This window comes from Endozoicomonas sp., from assembly GCF_031844845.1.
Lineage (GTDB): Bacteria > Pseudomonadota > Gammaproteobacteria > Pseudomonadales > Endozoicomonadaceae > Endozoicomonas.
Genome location: NZ_JAVRMB020000145.1, coordinates 1 through 6,707 on the forward strand (window position 1 = coordinate 1; position 6,707 = coordinate 6,707).

Annotated in this window: 6 protein-coding genes; 1 reads left to right on the forward strand and 5 read right to left on the reverse strand. The window is 49.0% G+C overall.

What is annotated here, in order from left to right; genetic code table 11:
• Positions 1-232: 232 nt before the first annotated feature.
• The 5 genes from bioD to bioB all read right to left on the reverse strand — a co-directional run bounded on the left by bioD (position 233) and on the right by bioB (position 5,085).
• Entirely contained in the window at positions 233-949 is a 717-nt protein-coding gene (bioD, locus tag RM811_RS07290) for a dethiobiotin synthase (protein ID WP_402522389.1), read from the reverse strand.
• A 143-nt stretch (positions 950-1,092) separates the two neighbouring features.
• Positions 1,093-1,980, reverse strand: coding sequence for a malonyl-ACP O-methyltransferase BioC (bioC, locus tag RM811_RS07295; protein ID WP_402522374.1), 888 nt, complete (start codon positions 1,978-1,980; stop codon positions 1,093-1,095).
• The gene (locus tag RM811_RS07300) at positions 1,977-2,753 is read right to left on the reverse strand and encodes an alpha/beta fold hydrolase (RefSeq protein WP_402522377.1); all 777 of its coding nucleotides are present in this window, start codon (positions 2,751-2,753) and stop codon (positions 1,977-1,979) included. Before RM811_RS07300 ends, bioC begins: the two co-directional genes overlap by 4 nt.
• Complete coding sequence (bioF, locus tag RM811_RS07305) at positions 2,753-3,982, reverse strand: 8-amino-7-oxononanoate synthase (protein WP_402522380.1); 1,230 nt, start codon at positions 3,980-3,982, stop codon at positions 2,753-2,755. Before bioF ends, RM811_RS07300 begins: the two co-directional genes overlap by 1 nt.
• Positions 3,982-5,085 (reverse strand): biotin synthase BioB, encoded by a 1,104-nt coding sequence (gene bioB, locus RM811_RS07310; RefSeq protein WP_402522383.1) that lies wholly within the window; start codon positions 5,083-5,085, stop codon positions 3,982-3,984. The genes bioF and bioB overlap by 1 nt, the downstream gene beginning before the upstream one ends.
• 131 nt (positions 5,086-5,216) lie before the next feature.
• On the opposite strand from bioB, the gene RM811_RS07315 reads away from it, so the two are divergent.
• The gene (locus RM811_RS07315) at positions 5,217-5,957 is read left to right on the forward strand and encodes a ComF family protein (RefSeq protein ID WP_402522386.1); all 741 of its coding nucleotides are present in this window, start codon (positions 5,217-5,219) and stop codon (positions 5,955-5,957) included.
• Positions 5,958-6,707 lie beyond the last annotated feature (750 nt).

Here is a 6,707-nt window from a genome sequence, read left to right on the forward strand (position 1 = left end):
GCTCCTCTGATCAGCACCGAACAAATTGCTCATCCGGCTCTGATAGATTCTATTTAGGGAGGAATTTCGATAAAGCAAATGGTAGCGACTTTACATACAGCAGTAGACATACGTCGCTTGATTCGGGGAACGCTGCCCTCCCTGAAATATTTGTCGCTACAAGTAATAATGAGGGCAGGACACGATCGGGTATCCCTCCTAACGTGCAGATAATTCTCACTTCCGACGACACCTAAACCAACCCTGATATATCTAAATACTTTGCAACTATCGATTGATCAGGGTTATCTTGCATCGCTAACCCGGTGCTCACCGGACCGACTTTCAGAAAAGGAACATTGCCCAGACAGGGAGCAGGAATCATACCCCTCAGGGTTTGCAGATTCTCGTCATAACGGTTCATATCCGGATCCATTTGATTGGCAACCCAGCCAGCCAGCCTGACACCATCACGAAGAATCGCTTCAACGGTCAGTAAGGCGTGGTTGATACAACCCAGTTTCATCCCCACCACCAGGATAACCGGTGTATTCAGCTCTCTGGCCAACCCACTGATCATCTCCCGTGAGTTTAAGGGAACCCGCCAGCCACCCGCACCCTCAATCAGGGCCAGATCATTTTTATTCATCAATGCACCACGGCAATAGCCCGCCAGACGATCCAGCGTCATACGAACACCCGCTTCTGCCGCTGCAATGTGAGGAGCAATGGGTGGTTCCAATACCAGCGGATTCACCTGTTCATAAGGCAGTGAAAGTGTCATAGCCTCCATCAATGCCAGAGCATCATCGTTGCGTAACCCTTCCTCACTTTTATAACACCCGGCAGCGACGGGTTTTAAGGCAAGTGTCGTCAGTCCTGCTAAGCGGGCAGCTTCTAAAAGCCCACAGGTAATGACCGTTTTCCCAGCATCGGTATCAGTGCCGGTAACAAAATAAGTTTTCCCCATCGTACTCACTACTGTTCTTAGGGAAGTTGCCATTAAGAATATACCGCTGTCATTCCCGCGAAGGCGGGAATCCATCGCGAGCAGTGGATCCCCGCCTTCGCGGGGATGACGGAGGGCTGGTACTTTCTACAATGCCACTTCCCTTAAAGTGGTTTCTGCAATACGCCGTAAATCACCTGATAGGTCAAAGGCAAACCATCAGGCTGTCGGAATGACTCATAGGCCTGTTTCAGGACTTCCAGCTTACGCCGGGTTAATAATCCATCGTTACCGGCCAGCACCGTATTCACACCCAGCGCCTTCAGGCCGCGCAGCAGCGTGATAATGTCCGGGTAATAGAGTGTTTCAGCCTTTAATGAGAAAGTCCGCGGGCTGAAATCACTTTGCACGATACTTTGTTGTTGTGCTTCAAAGCGATTAAAGCGATTAACCCGATCGCTTTCTCCTGCAAGGCACCAGGCAGCATCCAGTTCTTTCAGGCTACCTTCTGCCAGAGTAGAGAAAACAAAAGAGCCCCCCGGTCTCAACACTCTGCTGACTTCACTGAGCACCTTTTCAAAGCAGCACCACTGAATCGCCAGACTGGAATAAATCAGATCAATGGCACCGGATTGCAACGGAATGGACTCAATATCGCCGGAGCACCAGTTTACCCGGGGGTAACCATCCGCATTCTGCCGGGCAAACTCCAGCATCCCCATGGCCAGATCCATACCGGTAACCATGGCATTGGCATAACGGTCAGCCAGCATCAGCGAATGAAGTCCGGTTCCTGAACCAAGATCAAGAACACGGTGAGTTTTATTCTGACAACCCACCTCTGCAAGTTGAGCCGGCAGACCCAGCATCGTTCTGGCAGCGACTCTTTTTTGCAAAATCGCTGCCTCATCATAGCTGTGCGCTGCCCGGCTGAAATTCTCTGCGATTCGCTGCTTTAATCGAGGATGATTTTCAGACCTGACACCCATAACGCCAGTCATGGGTTCGATGATGACATCCGCAACATCGGTTGTAGAAAGGGTCGAGTTCATGCTGGATAACTTTCTTTTTCAGGCAGCAGCGTCTGAATCTCCCGGACAACAGAAGCAGGGTCATCCATAAAGAAACCATGTCCACCCGCCACAACGTTGACCCGATGTCTGGGGAACTGCTGCTCAATAGCATGAGCAGCAGTAACCGGTACCAGGGCATCATCCTGACCAAACAGGTGGGTGACAGGGCAGCGAATATCGGCCAGTGCTGAGCGAATATCACTTTTACCGAGCAACGCCAAAAGTCTTAACAAGGTATCCCCCTGAGCCTGATTTTCAAAATCGGCATCGGCCATTAGCGCCTGCAGGGTTCTTGCCTGCTCTTTACGTCTGGCGCTGCCCGCACTGCAAAGCAGAGAAAACTCCTGCAACGTCTGTTTGCACGACTGAGCCATACCCTCATAGAAGCTGGTAAACAATGAAGGATCCATGGCATCAGGCCAGTCATGGCGCTTCACAAAACAGCCATTAACGGCAAGATTAACGACACCTGCCACCTTATCCGGATAACGACTGGCATAAAGTGTTGCCAGCATGCCTCCCAGAGACCATCCCACCAACACGATGGGCTTTTCAAACAGCTGCTGATCCAGGTACTGCAGTAATGAATCCCAGTCATACTGAATTTTATTGGCTTCCGACTCCATGACCAGACCCGGCAGCTCCACAATAGAAACCCGGCGGTGATCCGCATCCAGGGCCTCGGCCAGTGCTTCCATCACACCTGCCGGCATGGCCCAGCCACTGATTAAAACAATTGGATACTGGCTCATCAGGGCAACACTCCTGTCATCGACAAAGATTTTTTAAACCCGGTGGACACATCGGTAAAATCTTCGGTTCCGGTTGACTGAACAACCATTTTAAGCGCATCCAGCAGACGATTAATATGATGCAGCTCATGGGATGCACTGAAGGTAATACGAAGTCTGGAGGATCCTTTCGGCACCGTTGGTGGACGGATCGCCGTCACCATAATCCCCCGTTCTGATAACAACTGGCTCATTTTAACCGCACGTTTTTCACAGCCCACCAGCAACGGTTGAATGGGTGTATTCGACGGCATCAACGGCAGCCCCAGCTGTTCACACCCTTTCCTGAAACATTGAATCAGGCTCTGCAGATGCTCCCGCCGCCAGCTTTGCTCCTGCAAAAGAGCCAGACTGGTTTGAGTCGCCAATGCCACCGCCGGAGGCATGGCAGTGGTATATATATAGGTTCGGGCAAACTGGATCAGTGTCTCAATCAGTGCATCACTACCTGCGACAAAAGCACCCGACGTACCGAATGCCTTACCCAGAGTACCCACCAGCACTGGCAGCTGCTTCTGACTTAACCCACAGGCCTGGGCAACGCCACCGCCGGTAGCACCCAGGAAACCAAAACCATGGGCATCATCCACCATCAACCAGGCCTGGTGCTGTTCAGCCAGTTCAGACAACGCCTGAACCGGTGCAATATCACCGTCCATGCTGAAAACACCATCCGTCACAATCAATTTGCGCCGGGCACTGGTTTTCTGCAGTCGGGTTTCCAGATTATTCACATCATTATGGAGGTAGCGCTGGAAACGGGCACCGGACAGCTGTCCGGCATCAAGCAATGAAGCGTGGTTCAACCGATCCTGAAACACCGCATCCTGTTTACCCAGCAACGCACTGATCACACCCAGGTTAGCCATGTAGCCGCTGGAGAACAGCAACGCACGTTCACGGCCGGTAAACTCAGCCAGTGCTTCTTCCAGCTGATGATGGGCTCTGCTATGTCCCACCACCAGATGCGAAGCACCACCACCCAGACCGTAGTTATCCGTTGCCTGTCGAAAGCTGGCAATGACCTCCGGGTGATTTGCTAATCCCAGGTAGTCATTGCTGCAGAACGCCAGAAAGGGCTGACCATCAATAACCACTTCAGGTCCCTGGGGTGAGTCCAGAGTTTTCCTGCTGCGATAAAGCCCTGCAGTGTATCTGGCCTGGAGATCCTGTTCCAGATTAAAGCCCATCAGCTCTGACCAGCCATGGCATCGAAATACTGATCATTATGTTTTTCAGCGTCATACATCGCTTTCAGCGGACACTCTCCCTGCTGTGGCGCTTCACCCCAGTCATGCCCTTCATTGATACCGAGTTTTTCAAACAACTGTCGATCCCGGTTCACTTCCGGGTTAGCCGTGGTGAGGAGTTTGTCCCCCATGAATATAGAGTTGGCACCTGCAAGAAATGCCAGAGCCTGAAGCTCATCACTCATTTTTTCACGACCGGCAGACAGACGAACATTCGACGCTGGCATCATAATTTTGGCCACGGCAATGGTGCGGACAAAATCAATGCCATCCACAGCCTCAACATTTTCCAGCGGCGTACCGGCTACTTTAACCAGCATATTGATGGGCACACTTTCCGGGTGCTTAGGCATATTGGCCAGCTGCACCAGCATCCCGCCACGGTCCCGTTCTGTTTCTCCAAGCCCGACAATGCCACCACTGCAGACATTCATCCCCGCTTCCCTGACATGGGACAACGTATTCAGTCGGTCAGAATAGGTGCGGGTGGTGATGATGCTGCCATAAAACTCAGGTGAGGTATCGAGGTTGTGGTTGTAGTAATCCAGCCCTGCTTCCGCCAGCTCCGTAGCCTGTTCACCACTGAGCATGCCCAGTGTCATACAGGATTCAAGGCCTAAGGCTTTTACACCCTTGATCATGTCAACGATGTAAGGCAGATCTTTGGCTGGCGGATTCTTCCAGGCGGCACCCATACAGAAACGAGTGGCACCGGAAGCCTTGGCACTCTGGGCCTCTTCCAAAACTTTCTGCACTTCCATCAACTTCTCTTTTTTCAGCCCGGTGTTGTAGTGGCCACTCTGGGGGCAGTACTTACAGTCTTCAGGGCAAGCGCCCGTCTTGATGGACAGCAATGTGCTAACTTGCACCTGGTTCGGATCAAAGTGCTCCCGGTGCGCCAGTTGCGCCTGGAAGATCAGATCATTGAAAGGCTTTTGAAAAAGCGCCTCTACTTCCCAAATCGTCCAGTCATGACGAATAACGCTGTGGCTAATATCAGAGCTGGAAAGGTTGTCTACTATGGTTGGGGAGATACGGGTCATGACATCCTCTAAGGAGCACTTCACTGAAACAGCAGTCACAGAAGACTCGTGTTCACTGAAACTGAGGTTTTATTGATTTTAGAAATAAAAGTTAAAAATGATGATAACGGAATAAAAGTTGCCGTCAATCTATGAAACTTCCAAAAGTTTACAACTGGTTTAATTTTAAACTGTTAATGCAGAGAGTACAGGTCAAGTGCATTTTATGCCGAGGCTTTAGCACCTTTGATCAGCCATTGTGTCATCTATGTCTGGCGATGTGCCCAACACCCCTGTGTTTTTGCTCATGCTGTGGTTTACCCATTAATGACAGCGAAACCGGACTGTGCAGTCAGTGCCTGAAACAACCACCACTATTTGACCACTGTCTTGCACCCTTCCTGTACCAGTTTCCGGTTAACAGAATTCTTCAGATGGTGAAATATCAGTCCAGACTGGAACTGATCAATCCCATCGTCAAACCATTGGCTGAACTGTTGATGGAATTTTATGAGGACGATGACTGGCCTGAAGTGATGCTCCCCGTCCCCCTTCACCGGAAAAGGTTACGGGAACGAGGTTACGATCAGGCCCTGCTCCTGGCAAAAGCCCTGAAAAAGCAGCTTCACTTCATGGAGCTGAACATCGAAGACCGTTTGATTAAAAAACAAACAAACTCTGTTCCACAGCAAAGTCTTGATGCCAAAGACCGGCAGAAAAATATTCGTAATGCTTTTGCTTTGAGAAAACAGCCACAATGGGATCACGTTGCTCTAATAGACGACGTTGTGACAACAGGAGCCACCGTCAGTGAGATTACAAAGCTATTAAAACAAAATGGTGTGAAGCGAGTGGATATATGGAGCATTGCCCGCACACCAGAAAATGAATAGGTCAAAGTAAAATCAGTAATATTACTGTCTGAACACAGCGGCAGGATACCCAAACCATTTGGAGTTGCCGTACTGGTTTCAGGTTGAATTTGAATAGCATTTCTTGATGAACCAATCTTAACCTGTAGTACCAAGGGGAAGCATGGTCGCTATTTCCTGAAAGCTGAATGATTGCTTGCTTTTTACTATTTTTCTTCCGGAAAATCTTAGGAATTCTATCGGCTTCTGATGCCTTGATTTAAAATACCTGGGAACTTATTCCTGATTCAGTGATCATAATATTATTCGATAGCAAACTCCCCCTTGATTACATACTCAATGTTACAGTGGCTTTGCTTATCTGAAAAGACGAGTAAACGGGAAAATCATCCAAAAAATCAGACAATTAAACACTTAAGTAGGTGAAAGTTTGCTTTCGTATAAATTGACTGTACGTACGTTTAGTTTTATTCAGTAAACCGATCATCACCACTGATACCAAGGTGTAGACGCATGATCGCTATTTCTTAAAAAGTAGGATAGTGGTTTGCATTTCAATATTTATCACATGAAAATTCGAGAATATTATCGACTGCTGATACTTTGATTATAAAAGAGCTGGAACTTATTCCTTAGCTAGAGGGCAAAACATTTGATAGCAAACTATCATCTGCTTACAACTAGCTAGTTCCCATCCAGAAACTCTAGCCCTTGGGACACATAGGCTATAGAGATTCAAGGTGCTTCAAATTTACGTAAAAATCGCATCAA